Annotated in this window: 18 protein-coding genes and 2 pseudogenes; 11 read left to right on the top strand and 9 right to left on the bottom strand. The window is 71.2% G+C overall.

What is annotated here, in order from left to right:
- Positions 1–69 precede the first annotated feature (69 nt).
- Both ACLB9X_RS07795 and ACLB9X_RS07800 read left to right on the top strand, forming a co-directional pair.
- Positions 70–1,236: an ROK family glucokinase gene (locus ACLB9X_RS07795; RefSeq protein WP_410359501.1), complete on the top strand. Its 1,167-nt coding sequence runs from the start codon at positions 70–72 to the stop codon at positions 1,234–1,236.
- Complete coding sequence (locus tag ACLB9X_RS07800) at positions 1,233–1,802, top strand: hypothetical protein (RefSeq protein WP_410359502.1); 570 nt, start codon at positions 1,233–1,235, stop codon at positions 1,800–1,802. Before ACLB9X_RS07795 ends, ACLB9X_RS07800 begins: the two co-directional genes overlap by 4 nt.
- Positions 1,803–1,846: 44 nt before the next feature.
- Here ACLB9X_RS07800 and ACLB9X_RS07805 read toward each other — a convergent pair whose 3' ends face one another.
- Positions 1,847–2,725, bottom strand: coding sequence for a potassium channel family protein (locus tag ACLB9X_RS07805; RefSeq protein ID WP_410359503.1), 879 nt, complete (start codon positions 2,723–2,725; stop codon positions 1,847–1,849).
- 144 nt (positions 2,726–2,869) lie between these two features.
- Here ACLB9X_RS07805 and ACLB9X_RS07810 point away from each other — a divergent pair, with 144 nt between their 5' ends.
- Positions 2,870–3,547 carry a CBS domain-containing protein gene (locus tag ACLB9X_RS07810; RefSeq protein ID WP_410359504.1) on the top strand — a complete coding sequence of 226 codons (678 nt, stop codon included), beginning with the start codon at positions 2,870–2,872 and terminating at the stop codon, positions 3,545–3,547.
- A 31-nt stretch (positions 3,548–3,578) separates the two neighbouring features.
- Here the strand turns inward: ACLB9X_RS07810 and ACLB9X_RS07815 are convergent, their stop codons facing one another.
- A complete protein-coding gene (locus tag ACLB9X_RS07815) occupies positions 3,579–4,463 on the bottom strand; it encodes a universal stress protein (RefSeq protein ID WP_410359603.1) in 885 nt (294 codons plus the stop codon).
- Positions 4,464–4,672: 209 nt separating this feature from the next.
- Between ACLB9X_RS07815 and ACLB9X_RS07820 the strand changes: the two are divergent.
- From ACLB9X_RS07820 to ACLB9X_RS07845, 6 genes and pseudogenes are all read left to right on the top strand, one after another.
- Positions 4,673–5,912: pseudogene (locus ACLB9X_RS07820) on the top strand (PP2C family protein-serine/threonine phosphatase).
- 106 nt (positions 5,913–6,018) lie between these two features.
- Entirely contained in the window at positions 6,019–7,074 is a 1,056-nt protein-coding gene (locus tag ACLB9X_RS07825) for an iron ABC transporter substrate-binding protein (RefSeq protein ID WP_410359505.1), read from the top strand.
- A 2-nt stretch (positions 7,075–7,076) separates the two neighbouring features.
- On the top strand, positions 7,077–8,651 hold the full coding sequence (locus ACLB9X_RS07830) for an ABC transporter permease (RefSeq protein ID WP_410359506.1): 1,575 nt from the start codon (positions 7,077–7,079) through the stop codon (positions 8,649–8,651).
- Between the two features lies 1 nt (position 8,652).
- Positions 8,653–9,714 carry an ABC transporter ATP-binding protein gene (locus ACLB9X_RS07835; protein ID WP_410359507.1) on the top strand — a complete coding sequence of 354 codons (1,062 nt, stop codon included), beginning with the start codon at positions 8,653–8,655 and terminating at the stop codon, positions 9,712–9,714.
- A 40-nt stretch (positions 9,715–9,754) separates the two neighbouring features.
- Entirely contained in the window at positions 9,755–10,195 is a 441-nt protein-coding gene (locus ACLB9X_RS07840) for a MarR family winged helix-turn-helix transcriptional regulator (RefSeq protein WP_410359508.1), read from the top strand.
- On the top strand, positions 10,188–10,715 hold the full coding sequence (locus tag ACLB9X_RS07845) for an aspartate carbamoyltransferase (protein ID WP_410359509.1): 528 nt from the start codon (positions 10,188–10,190) through the stop codon (positions 10,713–10,715). Before ACLB9X_RS07840 ends, ACLB9X_RS07845 begins: the two co-directional genes overlap by 8 nt.
- Positions 10,716–10,964: 249 nt before the next feature.
- On the opposite strand, the gene ACLB9X_RS07850 is transcribed toward ACLB9X_RS07845, so the two are convergent.
- The 7 genes from ACLB9X_RS07850 to ACLB9X_RS07880 form a co-directional block, all read right to left on the bottom strand.
- Positions 10,965–11,450, bottom strand: coding sequence for a hypothetical protein (locus tag ACLB9X_RS07850; RefSeq protein ID WP_410359510.1), 486 nt, complete (start codon positions 11,448–11,450; stop codon positions 10,965–10,967).
- Positions 11,451–11,634: 184 nt separating this feature from the next.
- Positions 11,635–12,444 (bottom strand): methyltransferase domain-containing protein, encoded by an 810-nt coding sequence (locus ACLB9X_RS07855; RefSeq protein WP_410359511.1) that lies wholly within the window; start codon positions 12,442–12,444, stop codon positions 11,635–11,637.
- Positions 12,441–14,009: a radical SAM protein gene (locus ACLB9X_RS07860; RefSeq protein ID WP_410359512.1), complete on the bottom strand. Its 1,569-nt coding sequence runs from the start codon at positions 14,007–14,009 to the stop codon at positions 12,441–12,443. Before ACLB9X_RS07860 ends, ACLB9X_RS07855 begins: the two co-directional genes overlap by 4 nt.
- 34 nt (positions 14,010–14,043) lie before the next feature.
- The gene (locus ACLB9X_RS07865) at positions 14,044–14,298 is read right to left on the bottom strand and encodes a hypothetical protein (RefSeq protein ID WP_410359513.1); all 255 of its coding nucleotides are present in this window, start codon (positions 14,296–14,298) and stop codon (positions 14,044–14,046) included.
- Positions 14,299–14,348: 50 nt separating this feature from the next.
- Positions 14,349–14,744: a hypothetical protein gene (locus tag ACLB9X_RS07870; protein WP_410359514.1), complete on the bottom strand. Its 396-nt coding sequence runs from the start codon at positions 14,742–14,744 to the stop codon at positions 14,349–14,351.
- Between the two features lie 58 nt (positions 14,745–14,802).
- Positions 14,803–16,017: an IS110 family transposase gene (locus tag ACLB9X_RS07875; RefSeq protein ID WP_410359515.1), complete on the bottom strand. Its 1,215-nt coding sequence runs from the start codon at positions 16,015–16,017 to the stop codon at positions 14,803–14,805.
- Between the two features lie 171 nt (positions 16,018–16,188).
- A complete protein-coding gene (locus ACLB9X_RS07880; protein ID WP_410359516.1) occupies positions 16,189–16,515 on the bottom strand; it encodes a MauE/DoxX family redox-associated membrane protein in 327 nt (108 codons plus the stop codon).
- A 287-nt stretch (positions 16,516–16,802) separates the two neighbouring features.
- On the opposite strand from ACLB9X_RS07880, the pseudogene ACLB9X_RS07885 reads away from it, so the two are divergent.
- Positions 16,803–17,628, top strand: a pseudogene (locus tag ACLB9X_RS07885) (DUF3179 domain-containing protein).
- A 561-nt stretch (positions 17,629–18,189) separates the two neighbouring features.
- Positions 18,190–19,464 carry a 4-carboxymuconolactone decarboxylase gene (pcaC, locus tag ACLB9X_RS07890; RefSeq protein ID WP_410359517.1) on the top strand — a complete coding sequence of 425 codons (1,275 nt, stop codon included), beginning with the start codon at positions 18,190–18,192 and terminating at the stop codon, positions 19,462–19,464.
- Positions 19,465–19,470 lie beyond the last annotated feature (6 nt).

Consider the following 19,470-nt stretch of genomic DNA (forward strand, 5'->3'; position numbering starts at 1 on the left):
GGCGGCGGGCGCCGCCCGCCCCGGGACCGGGTCCGGGTCCGGACCGCCACGACGAACCGCAGGGACGACTTGAGCACGTACCGCGACTTCACGCAGCGAGGCGCCGCACGCGGCACCGTCCTCAAGACCGTCGGGCCGCGCGAGCGGCGCTCCCACCTCAGCGCACCCCGCGTGCCGACGGTCGGCATCGACATCGGCGGCACCAAGGTGATGGCCGGCGTCGTCGACGCCGACGGCGTCATCCTGGAGAAGGTCCGCACCGAGACCCCGGACAAGTCCAAGAGCCCCAAGGTGGTCGAGGACACGATCTGCGAACTGGTCCTCGACCTCTCCGACCGCCACGACGTCCACGCGGTCGGCATCGGCGCCGCAGGCTGGGTCGACGCCGACCGCTCCAAGGTGCTGTTCGCCCCTCATCTTGCCTGGCGCAACGAGCCCCTGCGTGACGCGCTGTCCGCCCGCCTCGCCGTCCCCGTCCTCGTCGACAACGACGCCAACACTGCCGCCTGGGCCGAGTGGCGCTTCGGTGCGGGCCGCGGCGAGGACCACCTCGTCATGATCACCCTCGGCACCGGCATCGGCGGCGCCATCCTGGAGAACGGTCAGGTCAAGCGCGGCAAGTACGGGGTCGCCGGTGAGTTCGGCCACATGCAGGTCGTGCCGGGCGGCCACCGCTGCCCGTGCGGCAACCGCGGCTGCTGGGAGCAGTACAGCTCCGGCAACGCGCTGGTGCGCGAGGCCAGGGAACTCGCCGCGGCCGACTCCCCGGTGGCGTACAACATCATCGACCGGGTCGGCGGCAGCATCCGGGACATCACCGGGCCGCTGATCACCGAACTGGCCCGCGAGGGCGACGCCATGTGCGTCGAACTGCTCCAGGACATCGGCCAGTGGCTCGGCGTCGGCATCGCCAATCTCGCCGCCGCCCTCGACCCCTCCTGCTTCGTCATCGGCGGGGGCGTCAGCGCCGCCGACGACCTGCTCATCGGCCCCGCGCGCGACGCCTTCCGGCGCCACCTCACGGGCCGCGGCTACCGGCCCGAGGCGCGCATCGCCAAGGCCCAGCTCGGGCCCGAGGCGGGTATGGTCGGTGCGGCCGACCTGGCTCGCCTGGTCGCGCGCCGCTTCCGCCGGGCGAACCGACGCCGGGTGGAGCGTCACGAACGATACGAGCGCTACGCGCAGGCCCTGCGCAGCCCGAGCTCCGTCCGTCCCACCCAGGAACCGCCGTCATGACCTCCACGCTGACCCGACAGACCGTTCCGCCCGCCCCCGAGGGCAGGCGGCACATGCTGGTGCGCCGCTGGCTGACCGCGATCACCATCGTGCTGCTCGTCGGCATCCCGGCCGGCTACCTCGTGATCTCCGCCGAACAGAGCCGCGCCAGCGGCCGGGACAAGGCGGCCGAGTCGTCGGCCACCGGCCTGCGCGACAAGTGGCCCTCGCTGATGAAGCGCCGCATCTTCGAGGTGCCGATCCCGGCGGGCTCCTGGCGGGTCGGCTACTACGAGACGAGCAACTGGAAGACCAGTCGGCTGTACGTGCAGTTCCGCACCACCCCGAACGGGCTCGACACGTTCCTGAAGGGCGTCGGCACCAGCCGGGACGCCCTCCAGGACGGCAAGGTCACCATCAGCGACCGCGACAGCGAGGTCGCCGGCTGGAACTTCGGGCTCGCGGGCCGGGCGTGGGCGGGCACGACGCACACCAACAAGGACCCGCGCCCCACGCAGGACATCACCGTCGACCTCACGGAACCGGCCAAGCCGTGGGTGTACGTCGTGTCCACCGCGACACCGTAGGGGCCACCGGCACCGGCTCCCGAACTCCCGGCGTGCACCCGTGTTCAGGGCCGCGCGCGGGTGCGGCCGTGGTCGTCGGCGTACGCGGCGAACACCTCCGCCGGTGTTCCGTCCGTATGGAGGAAGCGCTGGTCCAGGACGGCCGCGAGGTCCTGCAGCGCACCGGCGAGCAGGTCACCGGCCAGGCGCACCTCCGGCCGCCGCACCGCCTGGCCACGCTCGGCGAGAGCGGAGGCGTAGCCGACCATGACGGCCAGCGAGGAGTGGTCATCCCCGTCGTGGAAGTAGTACGCCTCGGCGTACTGGGTGAAGTCCATGCGGACGCGTACGACATCGGTGGCCAGGCTGTCCAGCAGCAGTGCACCCGCGGTGCAGTCGATCTGCTGCGGGGTCGGGTCCGCGTCGCGCAACAGCGCCAGCCGGATGGCGAGGACTCTCCTGCGGGTCAGCGCCGGGTAGATCTGAAGTACCCAGGAGACGGTGGCCGTCAGGAGGGCGAAGCCGACGAGGGCCTCCAACGGCGAGACCACGCGCAGCCAGCCCTCCCCGGGCGCGATGTCGCCCAGCCCCAGGGTGGCCACCGTGACCAGCGACAGGTACACGGAGTCGAGCAGGGCCGGCTCCTGGGCCGCCTTGGAACCGGGGGAGAAGGTGAACGCCCCCGGCATGTGCGGCCAGTAGATGACGGCCCAGCCGAGGACGATGATCCCGGCCCACATGCCGACCACCGTCACCATGGCCAGCGGCCCGACGAGTCCGACCACCCGCCTACGGGCCCGCAGGCGCCGGGCCAGTCGCCACAGCGCCGTCATCACGTGGCGACTCAGCCCGCCGTGGCGCGTGGGGTGCCAGAGCGTGTGGAACAGGTCCCGCAGAGTGACCATGACCAGCCCGGCGCCGACCAGCGAGACCAACCACCTCATGCACGTCTCCCACGGCTCTCTTCGCTGAAGCGGGACTCCCGGCTTCGGAGCCTAGGCCGACGAGAACACCGGGAGGCGCCGAATCGCCGCGCTCCCGGTGCTGCCGATTTGCGACGATGGTGGAGGGGAGACGAGAGGTGTGCGATGCCTGAGACCCCGCACATCGTCAGCGATGTGATGACCCGGACGGTCGTGGCGGTGGGACGCGATGCGCCCTTCAAGGAGATCGTCCGGACCATGGAGCAGTGGAAGGTCAGCGCCATGCCGGTCCTGGAGGGGGATGGACGTGTCATCGGTGTCGTGTCCGAGGCCGACCTGCTGCCCAAGGAGGAGTTCCGCGGCAGCGAACCGAGCCTCTTCGAGCAGAGCCGACGCCTGTCCGACGTCGCCAAGGCCGGTGCGGTGACGGCCGAGGATCTGATGAGCGCCCCCGCGATCACGGTCCACGCCGACGCCACCCTGGCCCAGGCGGCCCGGATCATGGCCGTCCGGCGCGTCAAACGGCTTCCCGTGATCGACGACGTGGGCATGCTCCAGGGCATCGTCAGCCGTGCCGACCTGCTGAAGGTCTTCCTGCGGTCGGACGAGGAGATCGCGGAGGAGGTCCGCCGCACCGTGGTGTCCCCCCTCTTCCCGGCCGCCGGTCACGCCCTCCAGGTGGACGTGCACGAGGGAGTCGTCACCCTCCGCGGGCACGTCGGCGACACCTCGCTCATCCCGGTCGCCGTGCGCCTGGTCCACGCGGTGGAGGGCGTCGTCGACGTCGAGCCCCTGCTCACCGGCCGGCCCGCCGGCCAGGACGGGCCCGAGACGGCTCAGTGACCCCGTGGGCACGACGGGCCGACGACCTCGGTCACGCCTTTTGAGGTACCACGGCGACCGGGCAGGACGCGTGGTGCAGGACGGTGTGGCCGACCCTGCCCAGCTGCAGGCCGAAGTGGCTGTGCCGGCGTCGCGCCCCGACGATCAGCAGATCGGCTGCCGCCGACCGCGCGACCAGGACCTTGCGCGCGGTCCCTTCGACAGGGTCTCGCCTCACCCGGACGCCCGGATGGTCCCTCGCGGCTGCCTTGACGGCCTCCTCCAGCAGGGCCGTTGCCCGGTCCTCGTGGTAGTGGGCGGGGTCTCCCACCAGCAGCGGGTGATCCGTGGTCTCGTGGGACGGTCGGCGCCATGCGCGCACCAGGTCCAGGGTGCAGCCCCTCACCTCCGCCTCGCGGAAGGCGAACCGGACCGCCGCGGAATCGATGTCCGCATCCCCGACGCCGAGCATGATTCGCTCGTGCGTGCCCGCCAGTCCCGCCTTGTCACCACGCACCACGATGACCGGGCAGTGGGCCCTGGCGGCCACGGACAGACTGACCGATCCCAGGAGGAGTCCGGCGATGTCGCCACGGCCTCGGGAGCCGGTGACCAGTGCGAAGGCGAAGTGCCCCTCTCTCAGCAGAGCGCCCACGGTGTCCTCCGGCAGGACGTCGGTGACGACCTTGACGGCCGGAGTGCGGTGCCTGACGCGCTCGGCCGCGGTGCCCACGATGTTCTCGGCGATCACTTGCTCGTCGGGCCGGCCGGGGCCGGTCGCGAGAGCGGCGCCTTCGTAGCGCTGCCACTGGGACGCGTACACCAGCCGTAGCGGCACGTCATGGCGGAGCGCCTCGTCCGCAGCCCAGTCGGTTGCCCGGAGGCTGGATTCGGAACCGTCCACACCTACCACCAGAGGCGACTCCATCGTCCCCATCTCCTCCGACCAAGGGGCCATACGGGTTCGTTCTCACTGTCACACGCGGCAGGGGCCGACCCCAAGGCCGGTCGGTCCCACGCGTACCCGTCCGGCCCGGGCCCCTCGCTCCTGGGCGGCTCATCCGGGGGTCCGGCAAGCCCGGACAGGGGATCGCTCCTAGATTGGAAAAGGCAGGCAGTAACGCCCGCGGCCACGGAGAGAGCGTGATGACAGCGGACATCGATTTCACGGCCTTCTTCGACGCCACACCAAGCTTCTACCTGGTGCTGGACACGGGCCTGGTGATCCGCTACGTCAACACGGCATACCTGGCGGCGACCGGGCGGACCCGGGACGAGCTGATCGGGAAGTACTTCTTCGAAGCCCTGCCGGAAAGCCCCGGCATGCCCGACGACGCGCAACGGAACCTCGAGGCGTCGCTGCGCCGGGTCCTGGACACCGGGAAGGCGGACACCCTGGTGCTGCAGCGCTACGACATCCCCGCCCCGGACCAGGCGGGCGGGTTCGAGGAGCGATGGTGGGTCCGAGATCCACACCCCGCTGCCGGCGCCGGACGGCACAGTGAAGTGGATCGTCCAGCGCGCCGAGGACGTCACCGCTTTCCTCCGCTCGCGCCGCGCACGCGAGCTCACCGAGGAGTTCACCGAACGGGACAAGGGCATGGCCGCCGAGCTGTACGCGCGGACCCGCGAGCTGCACCGGCTGAACGAGGAACTGCGGCAGGCCCACTCCCGCGAACGGCAGGTCGCCGTCACCCTGCAGGAAGCCATGCTGTCCGTCCCCGACCCGGACCGGCATCACCACGACATCGCCGTGCGCTACCTGCCGGCGGCCACCTCGCTGAACGTGTGCGGCGACTGGTACGACGTCGTCGACCTGCCACCCGACCGCTACGCCGCGGCGGTCGGCGACGTCGTCGGCCACGGCCTGCACGCCGCGGCCGTCATGGGCATGCTGCGCAGCGCCTTGAGCGCGGTGATCCGTACCACCCCCAGTCCTGCCCAGGCCCTGCAGGTTCTCGGTCTGTACGCCCGCTCCCTGGACGGCGCGACGGCCGCGACCGCGGTCAAGGTACTCATCGACACCCGCAGCAGGCTGATCATCTACAGCAGCGCCGGGCATCCACCGCCTGTCCTCCTCCACCCCGACGGGAGGTGCGAGCTGCTGGACCAGGCGACCGATCCGCCACTCGGCACGCGCGAGCACCACGTCCCCCGCCCTCAGGCCGGCCTGTCCTACACCCCGGGGGACACCCTCGTGCTGTACACCGACGGCAGCATCGAGCGCCGCGGCCAGGACATCGACGCCGGCCTGGCCCGCCTGACCACGGCCCTGGCCCAGGACAGCACCCTCGCCCCCGACCAGCTCGCCGACGCACTGCTGGCCCGGCTCGGCGTTGCCAGTGGTGCCTCTGACGACATCGCGCTCATCGTCATGCGCCTCTGACTGGCGTCGTTCACCGTCCGGCCGGGAAAACAAGCGACATTTCGACACAAAGAGTAAAGTAAGCCTAACCTAACTGGAGGTGCTTGGGGCAGCGAGGAGTGACCACATGCGTACCAGTCGTCCGAGAGCCGTCGCCGCGCCCGCCGTCGCCGGTCTGCTGATGCTCGGCCTTGCGGCCTGTGGTGGCGAGAGCCACGGAGCGCAGTCGGCCGCGCAGCCTTCCGACAAGAGGATCACCGTGTACAGCGGGCGGAGCGAGTCCCTGGTCAAGCCGGTGCTGGACGATTTCCAGGAGGCCAGCGGCATCACGGTCGAGGTGCGCTACGGGGACACGGCGGCCATGGCGGCGCAGTTGCAGGAGGAGGGCGGTCGGACGCCGGCGGACGTGTTCCTCGCGCAGGATGCCGGTGCCCTGGGTGCGGTCGCAGGGCAGGATCTGTTCGCCAGGCTGCCGGACGCGGTGCTGGACAAGGTGCCGAGCGCCTACCGGGACGAGGACGGGCAGTGGGTCGGCGTGACCGGCCGTTCACGCACCATGGTCTACAACGAGGACCAGGTGGCCAGGGAGGACCTGCCGGAGTCGGTGTTCGAGGCGACCGAGCCGCAGTGGAAGGGCAAGGTGGGCATCGCGCCGACCAACGGCTCCTTCCAGGCGTTCGTCACCGCGATGCGGGTCGAGCACGGCGACGAGCGGACCCAGGACTTCCTGAACGGGCTGAAGGCCAACGACGCACAGATCAGAGAGGGCAACGCGCCCATCGTCGCCGACGTCGACCAGGGGCGGCTCGCCACGGGGCTGGTCAACCACTACTACGTGTACGAACTGGCCAAGGAGGAAGGCACATCCGCCGACGCGCTCAAGGCGAAGAACCACTTCTTCCCGAACGGCGACATCGGCGCCCTGGTCAACGTCTCCGGCGTCGGCGTGCTCAAGGGGGCCGGTGACGATCCCGACGCCCGTGCCTTCGTCGACCACCTGTTCGGCAGGCAGGCACAGACCTACTTCGCCGAGGAGACGTACGAGTACCCGTTGGTGGCCGGTGTGGCCACCGCGCCCGGACTGCCGAAGCTGTCCTCGCTCAACGCCCCGGACATCGACCTGAACGACCTGGACGACCTGCGGACCACGGTCCGGATGATCAGGGAATCGGGGCTGGCCTGACCATGGCGTCGGCGGCCGCCGTGCGCCGCCGGGCACGCCGACTGGTGCCGCGCCCGGCGCTGGCGGCTGCCGCGGTGGCCGGGGTCGGTGTGGCGCTGATCCCGCTGGCCTATCTGGCGGTACGGGTCGGTGACGCCGGCTGGGAACGCATCAGCGAGGAACTGTTCACGGCGCGGACCGGGGAACTCGCGGCTCGGAGCCTGGCGCTGGCCGGGGTGGTGACGGCGGCGTGCACGGTGCTCGGTGTGGCCGCGGCGTTCCTCGTCACGCGCAGCGACCTGCCGGCGCGCCGGCTGTTCGGGGTGCTCGTCGCCCTGCCGCTGGCGGTGCCCAGTTATGTGGCGGCCTTCGCCTGGGTCTCCACGGTGGAGGGGTTCGCGGGATTCTGGGCGGCCGCGCTGGTCCTGACGCTGGTGTCGTACCCGTACGTCTTCCTCCCCGTCGCCGCCGCGCTGACGAGCGCCGACCCGGCACAGGAGGAGGTGGCCCGGTCGCTGGGGAGCGGCCCGTGGCGCACTTTCCTCACGGTGACGCTGCGTCAGGTGCGGCCCGCGGTGGGAGCGGGGGCGCTCCTCGTCGCGCTCTATGTGCTCTCCGACTTCGGCGCGGTCTCCGTCCTGCGGGTGGACGTCTTCACCCGGGCCGTCTTCACCTCCATCAGCCTCGGGTTCGACCGCACCGGAGCACTCGTACTCGCCACCGTGCTGGTGGTGCTCACCGTCCTCATCGTCTCGGGCGAGCAGCTGACACGGCGGCAGGCCGCCCGGTACGCACGCCTCGGCGGGGCGGGCCGCCCACCGGTCCGGCAGCACCTGGGGCGCCTGCGGTGGCTTGCCGTGTCCGCTCTCGCCGGCACGGGGGCGGCGGCGCTCGGCGTCCCGGCCGCGAGTCTCGCGCGATGGTTCGGCGAAGGTGTCTCCCGGCCCGGGGCACTGACCGGGCTGGCCGCGGCGGCGGGGCACTCGCTCACCGTCTCCGCCGCCGGGGCCGGACTGACCATGCTGCTCGCCCTGCCGCTGGGACTGCTGAACGCCCGCGCGCCCAACCTGTTCGCCGTGGTCCTGGACCGCCTGGCCTACGTGTCGCACGCGCTGCCCGGCCTGGTCATCGGGCTCTCGCTGGTGTTCTTCGGGATCAACGTGGCCTACCCGCTCTACCAGAGCGTGTGGCTGCTCGCGCTGGCCTACGCGGCGCTGTTCCTCCCGCTGGCCGTCGCGGCGGTCGGCACCGCCGCGCTGCAGGCCCCGCCGGCGCTGGAGGAGGTGGCCCGCTCGCTCGGCCGCCGCAGATCCTCCGTACTGCGCACGGTGACCGTGCCGATGACCGCGCCCGGTATCGGCGCCGGAGCAGTCCTGGTCTTCCTCACCTGCATGAAGGAGCTGCCCGCCACCCTGCTGCTGCGCCCGACCGGAATGAACACACTCGCCACCGAGCTGTGGACCCGTACATCGGTCTCCGCCTACGCGGCCGCCGCACCCTACGCCGCGCTGCTGGTGCTGCTGGCCGCGGGACCGACCTGGTGGCTGTCGGCCCGCACCGGCGTCCTCACGCAGGGAGTCCAGGGAGGAGGAGCCTGACATGGCCGAACTGCGCGTCACCGCGGTGCACAAGTCCTTCGGCCCGGTGCGGGCGCTGCGCGGGGTGGACCTCACGGTCCGCTCGGGAACGTTGATGGCGGTGCTCGGGCCCTCCGGCAGCGGCAAGACCACGCTGCTGCGCTGCATCGCCGGATTCGAGGGCGTGGACGCCGGGGAGGTCCGCCTCGACGGCCGGCGGATCGCCGCCCCCGGCCGCACCGTGCCGCCGGAACGGCGGCGGATCGCGGTGGTCCCGCAGGAAGGCGCACTCTTCCCGCACCTCCCGGTGCGCGGGAACGTCGCCTACGGACTCGACCGGCACACCCGACGGGCCGGACGGATCGAATCCGTGCTGGCGCTGGTGGGCCTCGCCGGCTTCGAGAACCGGATGCCGCACCACCTCTCCGGCGGCCAGCAGCAACGCGTCGCCGTCGCCCGGGCGCTCGCCCCGCACCCGCCGGCCGTCCTGCTCGACGAACCGTTCAGCGCCCTGGACGCCGCCCTGCGCGCCGAGGTGCGCCAGGACGTACGCGGCGCCCTGCGCACCGACGGCGCCACCGCCGTCCTCGTCACCCACGACCAGGCCGAGGCCCTGTCGATCGCGGACGAGGTCGCCGTCATGCACGACGGCCGGATCGTGCAGAGCGGACCGCCGGACCTCGTCTACCACGCCCCCGCCACCCCCTGGGTGGCCGACATCGTCGGCGAAGCCGTCTGGCTGCCCGCCGAGTTGACCGGCGACCGGGCCCGAACCCCGCTCGGCCCCGTGCCGGTTGTCACGGCGGACGGCCGTCCGCCGTCCGCCCCCGGACGGGTCCTGCTGCGCCCCGAACAGATCGAGGTCGTCCCGGCGGCCACGGCAGTGATCACCGCGACGGTCGTACGCCGGGACTTCCAGGGCCACGACGCCCTGCTCGCCCTGCGCCTGACGGACGGCACCCCGGTGGTCGCCCGGATCTTCGACCCGCCCTCCGTCCCCCACGCCATAGGCGGCGAGGTCGGCCTGCGCGTGCGCGGCGCCGCCCGGGCCTTTCCCGCGCCGCCCGGGGCCGGGGCACCCTAGCTGGTTGTCCTTTCGAACCTCTTGGTTGTACTGTCGAACCATGAGGGATCGCAGGACCGACGACCCGGCCGTTCTGCAGGAGGCACTGGCAGGTTTTGTCCGTGCCTTCAGGCTGCACCAGCCGGAAACCACCCCCTGCGGCCAGCAGATCTCTGTCTCCGAGGCACACGCCCTGGGTGAGTTGGCGCAGGAGGGCGAACTGCGGCAGGTGGAGCTGACGCGCCGGCTGCGACTGCAGAAGAGCACCGTGAGCCGCCTGGTCACCCAGCTGTCCGCCCGTGGCTGGGTGGAACGCGCCCCGGCCCCTGACGACGGACGCGGTGTCGTCCTGCGGCTCACCCCGTCGGGACGTCGAGCCGCGCAGAACCTTGCTCAAGCACGACGGGATCGCTTCTCCCGGCTGCTCGAAGCGATCCCGGCCCACGAAAGAGAAGGCGTACTCCACGCCCTCGACGTGATGGTGGAGGCACTGGATGAATAGCAGCAAGCGCCGGGTCCTGGTGGCGGGCGCGGGCGTGATGATCGCCGGCGCGGTGACGGCTGTCGCCCTGGCGGTCGGCGGCTCCCAGCAGGGTGCGGGCGAAGGCCGGATCGATCGGCAGGCGCTGGTGGCCGAGCGGGGCAGAACCGTGATGCCCTTCGACCTTGAGCAGACCACCCACCGCTTCACCCCCACGGCAACGGGGGGCATCCAGGATGTCGTGGCCGACCAGCGCGGCGACACCGAGCAGATCGACCTGATACGCGCTCACCTGCACAAGGAAGCCGAGGCGTTCAGCCGGGGGGACTTCGCCGACCCCGCCCGGATCCACGGCGCCGACATGCCCGGCCTCGCCCAGCTGCGCGACGGGCACGACCGGATCAAGGTGCAGTACGAGGACCGGGCCGACGGGGCCACCCTGACCTACACCACGGAGGATTCCGCGTTGGCCGACGCCCTGCACGACTGGTTCGAAGCCCAGCTCGGCGACCACGGCGCACACGCCGAGTCCGGCCACTGAAGCGGAAGGGGAACGCGCCCGGACGACGACCGACGCGGCCGACGTCAGCGACAGTCACCGCCGGTTGTCGAACGGCAGAGCCGGGACCGTGGCCGGCAGAACGACCCGGCGGGGGAGCGGCTCCCCACGCCGGGCCGGCCGGCGCGCCCGCGCTGCTGGCCAGGCAGTAGCCGTCCGGGGCGCCGAGGGGAGGTTCAGCGCCCCGGAGCGGTGAGCCGGGGCCAGGTGTTGACGCCGGCGGTATCGGTGTCATGCCGCTGTCCGGTCGTTCCGCCTGGCTGCCCGTTGGGCGATGGAGGCGAAGGTGAGTCCGGCCAGGAGGCCGAAGACGAGGTGGCCGCCGAGACTGGAGGCGGTGACGTCGTTCCATTCGAAGACGGGCATGCCCAGGTTGGCCGGCATGATCCACAGGGCGCCGAGGAACCACCACACCGCGCCGTAGACCAGGCCGAGGACAACCGCGGGCGCGAGGCGCTGCGCGAGGTGGCCGAGCACAACGCCGAAGGTGGTGCCGGCGAACAGGGCGATCGCGAGATGGACCAGCCAGCCGACGACGGCGTTGGTCGAGCCGAGCAGCCCCGCCACCATGGTGATCATCGCGGTGTCCATGGCCGGCCGGGAGACCGACATCCAGATGCCGAAGCCGATGCCGCCGACCAGTCCGGCCGCGGCGCCCCAGACGGCGTGGACCGGGATCGCGGCGGTCTTGGGGGATACGTGTGCTGCGGTGACCATGGTGATCATCCCATCCGGTGGGTTTCCCTCTGTCTCTTTCGGTGTCGACGCTAGGTCGCATGGCACGGGCAGGTATGTGACCGCGCTTACCTACGCGTCGGTAGTCAGGGCAAGGCGTGAGCACGGTGGCAGGGGGCGCCGACGCTCTTTCAGCGTGGATATGGAGGCACCTGCAGGCTTTTGATCAGGCTGTCGGGCGGGGCTTTTCGCCGATCAGCAGGGCGTAGCCGAGGGCGCCGTCGGCCACCGCCGTGCGGGCCGCTGCCAGGACAGCGGGGGCGGAGTCGAGGTCGACGCCGGCGTCGGTGAGCCGGGTAGGGGCGGTCATGCGCAGCAGATTCAGCCTCGCTTCGATCTGGTCGATCATGCGCAGCAGGGCCTGGTCGTGGTGCTCGGTGTGCAGCGTGCGCAGGCCCGCGGCGGCCAGGATCTCGCTGTACTCGTCCAACGGGCGGGCGTCGGCGATGCAGGCGATGCGGGCGCCAAGGCCGGTGAGTTCGGACGGGGGCCGTGCGGCGTCGATGGTGACGTCGGTGATGCCGAGGCGACCGCCGGGCTTCAGGACGCGGGCGAACTCGGCGGCGGCTTGCGTCTTGTCGGGGAAGGTGCACAGCGCGCACTCGCACACCACCGCCTTGAAGACGCCGTCGGGGTAGGGAAGTTGCTCGGCGTCTCCGGTGGTGAAGCGCGCTCTGTCGGCGAGTCCCGCGGCCTGGGCGGCGCCCTGGGCGAGGGCGGTGTTGGCGGCGGAGTAGTCCACGCCGTCCACCTCCGCACCGTAAGCCCCGGCAAGGAGCAGGGCAGTGGTACCGCGGCCGGAGGCGACGTCGAGGACCCGCGCACCCGGGGTGAGAGCGAGGCCGTCGGCGAGGCGGCGGGTCAGGGCGGTGCCCCCGGGGTGGTAGGAGTCACCCAGCAGCAGGGCGACGACGTCGGAGGAGTACGCGGCGGCGCAGCACGCCTTGAGCTCATCGCCGGCGGGTGGCTGGGTCATGACGGGGACTCCTCTTCGGCGGTGCGGGCGGTCTTCGACCCGTACGGTGTTGCGGTGAGGCGGTCGGCGAGCGGCAGCGCGTTGGGCACGACCTGGGCGATGGGCACGCCGGACATCTGGGCGCGGACCTGTTCGCGGTAGCCGACGGAGTTGTACGCGCAGAACGGAATGAGGCGTCCGTCGGGGGTGATCTCCTCCACGCAGCACTTCATCAGCTGTTTGACGTTGAGGGTGTAGGGGTCCTGGAAGTCCTGGACCACGATCATGAACGCCTTGTCGTTCAGCTCCTTCACGGCCTGCGGCAGGTCGATGCCACAGGCGTCCGCGCAGTCGAGGGCCTCGGCGGTGGCCCGCAGCTTCTCCTCGGTGGTGGCGGTGCCCATGAAGGCGGAGGCGGACCACAGCTTCTCCAGCGCCTCGCGGATGCCGGCGTCGGGCATGACGCGGTTGGTGACGTAGTCGAGGTGGTCCTCCACGTCCAGCAGGCGCGGGATGGGGACCACGGTGCGGTTGCCGGGCTCGCCGTCGACGAGGAGGTAAGTGATGGAGCGGCAGGTCGGGAAGCAGCAGGGGACGGGGAAGAAGTCGCCCTTTTGGAACCAGCCCGGCCGCTGCTCGTTGATCAGCTTGATCACGTCCGGGTTGGTGAGCCGGTGCAGTGGGTCGAACGCGACGTGCCGCCCCGAGTGGGTGACGGGCTGGAAGGCGACCGAGCGGACGGCGGGGTGGTCGATGCCGTATTCGATGATCGCCCCGAGCTCGTGCTCGTTCAGGCCGCGTTCGACGGCGGCGACGAGGGTGACGGTCAGCCCGGCCTCGGCGCAGTTGTCCAGCGCCCGCTGCTTGAACGTGCGCAGGTCCCGGCCACGGATCTCCAGGTGGGTGCGTTCGTCGAAGCCGTCGAACTGCAGGTAGATGTTCACCGAACGGCCCGGCACCTGGTTGCGCTTGCCGAGTTCGGCGACGAAGTTCTCGTCGGTGGCCAGGCGGATGCCGTTGGTGTTGAGGTTGACGGTCTTGATGGGCCGGGCCTGGGCGAGGTCGATGAAGTCCAGGATGTGCTGGTGGATGGTGGGTTCCCCGCCGGAGAACATCACCACCTCCGCCTCGCCCTCGGAGGCGACGAAGGCGTCCAGCATCCGCTCGCACTGCTCGTGGGTGACGGAGTAGCCGTCCGGCTGGTGGCCGGAGTCGGCGAAGCAGATCGGGCAGTCCAGGTTGCAGCCGGTGTTGACCTCGATGATGCCCAGGCAGGCGTGCTGCTTGTGCTCCGGGCACAGCCCGCAGTCGGACGGGCAGCCGTCCCGCACCTCGGTCTGGAAGGTGTGCGGGATCGTGCCGGGCTTGTTGAAGCGGGCCGAGGACAGGTACTCCTCGGCGTCGCCATACACCAGGGCTTCGAACTCCCCGTGCTCCTTGCACCGTTTACGCAGGAAGACCTGGTTCTCGCGGATGTTGACCTGTGCGTCGACGGGTGTTTTGCACAGCGGGCAGATCGACTTGGTGAACTCCACGAACACCTCGTCCCGGTCCACCTTGCGGCGAGGCGCCGGCGTCTGGGTCATCGAAGAACTCCTTCCACGGGGCGGTCGTATCCGGTCAGTGGACGGCACGGCCCGGATCGTCGTCGGCACGGTGGTGCGGAGGCGGACCGGGGACGTTTCGGGCAGCAGTCCTCCAAGGGATGCGGACATCGCGCCCCACCTCCACTCCATCGGCTGGTACCCGCGACCGGGGCGTGTGGGCGGCACGCAGCAGCAGTCCGGCGTAGAGCAGGGTCAGGGCGTCCTGGAGCAGGACGAACCAGCTCAGACGCTGGGTGAGGTAGATCCCGAAGCAGCCGCAGTTGGCCACTGATGCTCCTATTGGCAGTCAAGGGCTGCCGAGAACCTGAGGGTGGCCGGTCAGGTTTGGTAGGGGTGCAGGGCGACACTGTCCGATCCGACGCTGATCTGCACCCAGGAACCGTCCTGGCCGTTGGGGACGGGTGATGCCAGATCGAACAGCACGGACCAGTGACCCATCTGGAGGTAGGCGGCGCCGTCGTCGGTCAGGTGGAGGCGGCCGCTCATGATCACCCGGTCGCCTTCCTGCCGGAGTTCCGGCTCGGCGGCAGAGGCCGCCCGGGTGTTCTGGCCCCAGTGGATGTCCTCATCGACTGTCCATTCGATGAGGTGCTGGCCGTCGGCGTCTCGCGGATCACCGCGCCAGAGCACCACAGCGGACCCGATGGTGGTGTGAACCCGAACTGTCATGTGCTGCTGCGGGGTCTGCGGCAGGCTCTCCGTGCGGACGAACATCGCCCCATCATCCCCGACGTCACGTCTCAGGATCGAGGAGTTGTCGGGTTGGCCGAGGTCAAGCGGCGGTGAGCCAGTCTCGGTAGGCGTCTGCGAGGTCGTCGTCGCGGCGTGTGCCGCGTTCGATGCAGGAGATCACCGCCGGCCAGACGCCGAAGTGTTCGGCGACGGTGGTGAGGGTGATGTTCTTGGCCTGGCGTGCGGGTCGTAGGTCGGAGATGTCCGGGACGGTGACCGGTGTGGTGAGGTAGCGGAAGATCTCCCGGGCGATGGCCCGCTTGAGCAGGCGGATGATCTCCTTCTTCGTGCGTCCGGCGGCGGTCTGCCGGGCGACATACTCGCGGGTGCGGGCGTCGCTGGACATGCGGACGAGAGCGATGCGGTAGAGGGCGGAGTTCGCTCCGCGGTCGCCGCCGCGGGAGAGACGGTGGCGGTTGGTCCTGCCGCTGGATGCGGGGACGGGTGCGACGCCGCAGAGCGCTGCGAAGGATGCCTCCGTGCGCAGGCGGTCGGGGTTGCCGCCGGCGGTGACCAGGAGCTGGGCCGCGGTGTCGGGGCCGACACCGAACGCGGCGCGCAGGCCGGGATTGTGCTCGGTGGCGGCGGTGTCCAGGGCGGCGGTGAGGGTGTCGTGTTCCGTGGTCAGCGCCTGGACCCGGCGGGCGAGGGTCTTCAGCGCGGTCAGGAGGGCGACGCGCGGTCCGTCGCCCGTGGGGCGGAGCCGGGAGATGGCGTCGACCTGTGTCTTGCCGCGCAGGGCGGTGTACTTGACTCGGATGTCGTCCGGGGCGGTGATGAGGATGTGCGCGATCTGGTTCAGGGTAGCGGTGCGGGCCTTGACGGCGGACCGGGCGGCGTTGTGGAGGGCGCGTATGCCGCTGACGGTGTCGTCCTTGGGTATGACCGATGCTCGGCCTGACAGCGCGGCCCGGGCGGCTGCGTAGGCGTCGATGGGATCGGACTTGCCGATTCGACGACGCTCGGCCTTGTCGGGCCGGTTGACCTCGATCACGGTCAGGCTCGCCCGGCGGGCGGCACGGGTGAACCCCAGGCCGTAGGAGGAGGTCCCCTCGACCCCGACGGCGGTCACGGTGCCATGGGCGTTCAGGAACTCGATCGCCGCGGCGTATCCAGCCGCCGTGGTGGGGAACTCGGCGTCGGCGATGTGGCCGCCCCGGTCGGTGATGACAGCAACGTGGATCGTGTCCGCGTGGGAGTCCACTCCGCCGAACACCGCATCCAGTTCGGTGGCGGGCGTGATCGTCACGGTCATCCTGTCAGCTGCCTTCCCGGGCCGGAGGTGACGCCGGCCCGGGTGGGTCAGACAGGACATTGAGGGGGCCGCTGGCCAAGCTCCTATCAGGTCATGTTCCACCTGGCCGGAGCCATGGAGAACGGGTCCCGGCGGCCGGACAGAACAGTCGCAGGACAGCCCAGCAGGACGTCAGTCAGACCCTGAGCCACGACCACCGGAACCCGCTACGAGTATCAATGTCAGACCCCGCGCGTAAGCCTGCACGGCCAGCAGCGTCCACACCACCGACACGCCCGTGTACGCCCACACCGGCGCCAGGGCCTTCGACCGTGGCCGGGTCAGGAACCAGACGCCGCACAGCAGCTCCCCGGCGATCAGCACGACGGCCAGTACGGTCGCGGCGCCGCCGGGCAGCAGCCCGTACGCGGACAGGATGCCCGGCATGTGCGCGAAGGAGGCGAGCTGGCCGATGGCCATCGCCGTGTACACCGTGCCCAGCACGATCCTCAGCACCATGATCCGAACCGTAGGCCCCCGGAGGGGCCAGAACTGTAAGCGCGCTCACCGAACTGCCGCACGGCGCGGCGGCATGCTCATCAGTGCGAGGCGTTCACCGCCCGCCGGTGGCCCCGGGAGTGTCGGGAGGCGACAGGTGAACGGTCAGCAGTCGGCCCGGTCGCCGAGGCGGCAGGCCCTCAAGGGCGCGGGCGTGATCGGGGCCGCCACGATTCTGCTCGTTGGCGGGGGCGTCGCCGGCCGGCCGGCAGGCCCTCTCCGACCGCCCGGACCGCCCGGTGACGGCCGTGCAGTCCGGCCAGGACCCGTCCCTGGAAGCCCTCGCCGATGCGGCGGTTGCCGGCGGGCCCGGCAAGGACGGCATCCCCTCCGTCGACAAGCCCCGCTTCGTCCCCGCAACCGAGGCAGGATTCCTCGCCGACGATGAGCCGGTGTTCGGCCTGGAGTACCGCGGTGAGGTACGGGCCTACCCGCAGCTGGTGCCGGTGTGACACGAGATCGTCAACGACACCGTGGGCGGCGAGCCGCTGGCCGTCACCTACTGCCCGCTGACCGGCACGGTCATCGGATTCTCCGCCCCGCCCGGCATGCAGGAGCTGACCTTCGGCACCACCGGCCGGCTGGCTGCTGATGTACGACCGGCAGACCGGCTCCGAGTGGCCCCAGCTGCTCGGCACCGCCGTCAGCGGCCCGCTCAAGGGCACCCGGCTGGACACCGTCCCGCTGGTGTGGACCGCGTGGAAGCAATGGCGTGCCGCGCATCCCGACACCCAGGTGCTGTCCACCGACACCGCCACACTGCGCGGCTACGGCAGCGACCCGTACGGTTCCTACGACGCGTATCCGGACAGGAGCGGCTACTACGCCGACCAGGGTGCCCTCTTCCCGGTCCTGGCCACCAGCGGCCGCTTCCGCGACAAGGACGTCGTGATCGGCGTGCGCGTCGGCGACAAGCGGCTGGCGATCCACAAGAACCTCGTCCGTACCGCCGGGACCGTGCGCCGAGGTCGGGGGCACACAGATAGAAGCCCGCTGGGACGACAGACTCGACACCGCCCGGGTCCTGCGGCGCGCCGGCGACCGGTGGGAGGCGGCCATCCGCCTCCGCCTTGACCGCCGCGAGGGAGGACGCGACGGTTTGTCAGCCTTCCGTGCGGGTGACACGCAGTTCGCCGCGGTCGCTCGAGAGTGCCAGGTGCGCCTTCTGCGCTTCTGCGGCAATCATCATCTTGCTCGGGATGCACGCCCAGTACGGGCACTCCCCGCCGAACCAGCTCCGCCTCCACCCCGACCACGTCCAGACCGGCCTCGGCCAGCCGCCCGGCGACATGCTCGCCGCCCACCCCCATCCCGATCACCACGACATGGGTCTGCTGCGCCATGTCCGCCTCCTGCGCGTGGTCCGTCTCCCCGCGTGTACCCGGAACCCGGCCGGCGGTCCCGCGCCTTCCCTTCGGTCACCCGGGCGGAGGCGCGGCCATCTTCCTTCTTTCCACAGCGCGCAGGGCCCTCGCTGACAGCCATAGGCGCACCGAAGCCGGGGAGCAGGCAGCCGACGTGAGATCATCCGTCGCCTCGAGCGATGTGCTGCCCGCGAGGTCTTCAACCTGGTCAGGACGGTGTCTACCAAACCCCGTTATAGGGGCGTCCGTGATACGTGAGAGGGTCTGAGGCGTGAGTGAGACACCGTCGAACACCCTGCAATACCGCTCCGACGGGCCGGAAGGCGCCCCAGTTCTGATCCTGGGTCCCTCCCTGGGCACCACCTGGCACATGTGGGACCGCCAGATCGGTGAGCTGTCCGCCCGGTGGCGGGTCATCCGGTTCGACCTGCCCGGACACGGCGGCGCCCCCGCCCACCCCGCCGACTCCGTCGGCGAGCTCGCCGAGCGGCTGCTCGCCACCCTCGACCTGCTCGGCGTGCAGCGCTTCGGCTACGCGGGCTGTTCCATCGGCGGCGCGGTCGGCCTCGAACTCGCCCTGCGCCACCCGCACCGACTGGCGTCCCTGGCGCTGGTCGCCGCCTCGCCCCGCTTCGGCACCGCCGACGAGTTCCGCCAGCGCGGTGTGGTCGTGCGCACCAACGGACTGGACCCGATGGCCCGCAGCGCGCCCGAGCGCTGGTTCACCGGCGCGTTCGCGGCCGCCCAGCCCGCGATCGTCGAGTGGGCGGTCCAGATGGTCCGCACCACCGATCCCGGCTGCTACATCGCCGCCTGCGAGGCGCTCGCCGCCTTCGACGTACGCCCCGAACTGTCCCGGGTCGGTGTGCCGACCCTCGTCCTGGTCGGCTCCGAGGACCAGGTCACCGGCCCCGCCGAGGCCCGCACCCTGGTCGCCGGGATACCGGACGCCCGGCTCGCCCTGGTGCCCGGCGCCTCCCACCTGGCGCCCGTCGAGCAGCCCGGCGCCGTGACGGACCTGCTGGCCCACCACTTCGACACCGCCTGGAACGACACCCTGGCGTCGATCCCGGTCCCGCCGGCGCCCCCCACGTCGGCGCCCGTGTCGCCCGTCGCCGAGATCGCCCCCGCCGCGCCCGAGCAGCCCGCGGCGGTGCCGTCCGGCAGGCCCGACCCGTACGACGTGGGGATGAAGATCCGCCGGGAGGTGCTCGGCGACGCGCACGTGGACCGGGCTACGGCCGCCGACGACTTCACCGGCGACTTCCAGGAGCTGATCACCCGCTACGCCTGGGGCGAGGTGTGGTCCCGCGAGGGCCTCGACCGGCGCACCCGCAGCTGTGTCACGCTCACCGCGCTGGTCGCCGGGGGCCACCTCGACGAGCTCGCCTTCCACACACGCGCGGCGCTGCGCAACGGACTGACACCCGCGGAGATCAAGGAGGTCCTCATCCACGCCGCGGTCTACTGCGGCGTGCCGGCGGCCAACGCGGCGTTCAAGGTCGCCCAGGCGGTGATCCAGGAGGAGACCAAGCCCCGCGCGTAGCAGGAT

Origin of the sequence: Streptomyces sp. 5K101 (assembly GCF_046506645.1) — a bacterium.
Classification (GTDB): domain Bacteria; phylum Actinomycetota; class Actinomycetes; order Streptomycetales; family Streptomycetaceae; genus Streptomyces.